The organism is Mesorhizobium sp. M2A.F.Ca.ET.042.01.1.1 (assembly GCF_003997405.1).
Classification (GTDB): domain Bacteria; phylum Pseudomonadota; class Alphaproteobacteria; order Rhizobiales; family Rhizobiaceae; genus Mesorhizobium.
Window position 1 is genome coordinate 1 of sequence record NZ_RZRX01000438.1, and the last position, 2826, is coordinate 2826.

Consider the following 2826-nt stretch of genomic DNA (forward strand, 5'->3'; position numbering starts at 1 on the left):
CGTAACCCTTGTTGGTCAGCGGTCATCGAAATCGACCGCACTAAAGGCCGAATACATGACCGCTCCAGACTTACGCCGTCGTCGTCATTTTGCCTCTTGCCCAAGAGGGGCCGTCCATACATGACGACTGTTACGTGGAGTCGCGCTAACTCTACCTACTGCCTCCTCATCGCCTTCGGCGCGTGCCCATGCTCCTCGCGAAACGCCCGGGCAAAACTGGACATCGACGCAAACCCGCAGGCCAGCGCGACATCGCGCACCATCAGCGTCGAATGCGCCAAAAGGTCGGCCGCCCGCTTCAGCCTGAGCCGCCGGTAATAGCCGTTGGGCGAGATATCCAGCTCGGCGCGGAAATTGCGCTCGAGCTTGTCGGGCGACACGCCGAGCCGCTCCGCAAGTTCCGCCATGCCGAGCCGCTCCTCGACCGCATCCTCCATGATGGCGATGGCCGATAGAACCAGCTCGTTCTGCACCCCGGTGCGCAGTCTGAGCGGCATCAGCTTGCGGTCGACGCTGGAACGCAGTGGACTGTGCACGAACCATTCGGCGACACCCGCCGCGAGCTCGGCGCCACAGTCGCGTGTGATGATCTCCAGCATCATGTCGAGACTGCCGACGCCGCCGGCCGAGGTGAAACGCTTGCGGTCGATGACGAAAAGATCGCGCCGAAGCTCAATATCCGGGAATGCCTCGGTGAAGGCGGGCTGGCTGGTCCAGTGCAAGGTGCAGGCATGGCCGTCGAGCAGGCCGGCGCGGGCAAGGAAGAAGGCAGCGTCCGCGACCGCGCCGATATGAGCGCCGCCGCGCAGGCTCTTGCGGATCCAGCTCATCGCCTCGTCGGCCACGACATGGTCGGCATCGCCACCGGAGCACACCACGATGCGGTCGACCTTCGGTGCGTCCGCCGCGCAAAAGCCGGGCTGGATGACGACGCCATTGGAGGCTTCGACCGTGCCCGGATCGGCGCCGACGATGACCCAGCGGTAGCAGTCGCGCTTGGCAAGGATGTTGACGGCGCGCAGCGGCTCGATAACGGACGAAAACGCCATCATCGGAAAGCCGGGAAAGACCAGCACCGCGAAGGTGAGAGGCGCTCCGCCCGGCTGTTTTTCCACATTGCGTAAACTCATGGCTGGCGGCCGTAACGCGGCAGGACGATATCGGCGGTCAGCGGCGCCAGGTCCATGCCGCTCGCCAGCGCCGGGTTAAGCCAGATCATCTCCTCGATCTCCGCCGCTGGGATCGGCTCGCCGGTGATGGAGAGCTCGAACAGCTCGGCCTCGACACGGGCGTCCGGCTCGTTGGCGGCTGGCGCCGAAAACACGCCGAGATGCGAGGCAGCGCCCGGATCGACGACGATGCCCAGTTCCTCGCGCAATTCGCGCGCCAGGGCTGCGGGGGGCAACTCACCCGGCTCGATCTTACCGCCGGCCTGCATGAAGGCTTTTGTGCCGCGCTTGCGCACCAGCAGCAGCCTGCCGCCTTCGTCGCGGATCACCGCGGCGGCGATGCGGATTGTCCTGGCCCTAACTGTTCTGGAATGGCTGGAGGTCACGATAGGCGGTTTCCCGGCGGCGTTGGAGTGTATCGGGCACGGGCGCGCCCTTGCAACGGAGAAACGACCAGGAAGTTTGCGGCAACCGCCGCAGCTTGCTGTTATGCAACTTTCTTGACCTGTACGCCGATGCGACGTACATAAGGCGTACGAAGGAGCAAGGACATGGAAACTTTCCATGATGAAATTCGAGAGATCGAGGAGCGCAGCAGCGAGCGGATGAACTTCCGCACGAAACCACGCATCAAGAAAGCCATTCAACAAGCCGCCGCTCTTGCCGGTGTCGATGACTCGGTTTTCACAATGAATGCCGCATACAAGGCCGCCATGGAAACGATTGAGGCTCATGAGCGCACCGCTCTGCGGCCTGTCGACCATGCTGCCTTCTTTGCGGCCCTCGACAATCCCCCGCAGCCGACGGATCGGCTGCGGGCGTCGTTTGCGCGCCATGTCAAAACCGTCATTTCCAAGTGAGGCGGCAGCCCGAACTCGCCAACGTCGTAGAGCCGTTCGATCCTGAAAAGCACGATCGAACGGCTTTTTCCTGTGGCGTGGATCAGGTCGACAATTTCTTCAAAAGGACCGCCAACAAGCTATCCAAAGCCGACAATCTTCGGGTCTTCGTGATGGTCAGTCCGGCTGGAGGCCTGATCGGCTTTTACGCCATCAATTCGCACTCGGTGGATTATAGCGAGCTGCCGCACAAATACGCGAGAACCCGGCCGGGACATGGGAACATCCCCGCGGCCTATTTGTCCATGATGGGTGTTGACTTGCGATTCGCAGGCAATGGATATGGCGGCGACCTTCTGCTCGACGCACTGGTGCGCATAGCGGGGATTGCTGAACATATCGGAATTGCCGTTGTCATGCTGGACGTGCTGGATTGCGGCGACCCGGCCAAGGTGGCGCGCAGAAAGAAGCTCTATCTCGATCATGGTTTCACCGCATTGCCGTCCAACGAATTGCGGCTGTTCCTGCCGATCAAAACCGTTCAGGAACTGATGATGCACAGCAATCTGTAGGCCAAGCACTCGGCTTGCAACGGAGAGACAACACGATGTTCGCGGCAACCGTCATCGACACCAAGGACAAGCCGGCCTTCTACAAGGAGTTGGCCACGCAACTGAAAGCGTTGCTGGAAGGCGAGGGCGATTCCGTCGCGAACGCCGCCAACACGGCGGCGCTGATCTACCAGATGGTGCCCGACCTCAACTGGGCGGGCTTCTATTTCCTCGCCTCCGATGACGAGCTGGTGCTCGGACCCTTCC

Annotated in this window: 4 protein-coding genes and 1 pseudogene; 3 read left to right on the forward strand and 2 right to left on the reverse strand. The window is 61.9% G+C overall.

All coding sequences use genetic code 11. The features are described from left to right. Positions 1-155: 155 nt before the first annotated feature. Both EOA23_RS33265 and EOA23_RS33270 read right to left on the reverse strand, forming a co-directional pair. Positions 156-1130, reverse strand: coding sequence for a GlxA family transcriptional regulator (locus tag EOA23_RS33265; protein ID WP_127307178.1), 975 nt, complete (start codon positions 1128-1130; stop codon positions 156-158). Further along, entirely contained in the window at positions 1127-1555 is a 429-nt protein-coding gene (locus EOA23_RS33270) for an NUDIX domain-containing protein (protein ID WP_245474431.1), read from the reverse strand. Before EOA23_RS33270 ends, EOA23_RS33265 begins: the two co-directional genes overlap by 4 nt. Before the next feature lie 165 nt (positions 1556-1720). Between EOA23_RS33270 and EOA23_RS33275 the strand changes: the two genes are divergently transcribed. From EOA23_RS33275 to EOA23_RS33285, 3 genes and pseudogenes are all read left to right on the forward strand, one after another. Beyond that, positions 1721-2029 (forward strand): DUF1778 domain-containing protein, encoded by a 309-nt coding sequence (locus EOA23_RS33275; RefSeq protein WP_127307180.1) that lies wholly within the window; start codon positions 1721-1723, stop codon positions 2027-2029. Next, entirely contained in the window at positions 2026-2580 is a 555-nt protein-coding gene (locus EOA23_RS33280; protein ID WP_127307181.1) for a GNAT family N-acetyltransferase, read from the forward strand. Before EOA23_RS33275 ends, EOA23_RS33280 begins: the two co-directional genes overlap by 4 nt. Positions 2581-2615: 35 nt before the next feature. Next, positions 2616-2826, forward strand: a pseudogene (locus EOA23_RS33285) (GAF domain-containing protein); the annotation flags it as partial.

Bases quoted from the DNA above. Each gene is read 5' to 3' on its own strand.
- EOA23_RS33275 (WP_127307180.1), top strand. From the start codon at position 1,721: ATGGAAACTTTCCATGATGAAATTCGAGAGATCGAGGAGCGCAGCAGC.
- EOA23_RS33265 (WP_127307178.1), bottom strand. From the start codon at position 1,130: ATGAGTTTACGCAATGTGGAAAAACAGCCGGGCGGAGCGCCTCTCACC.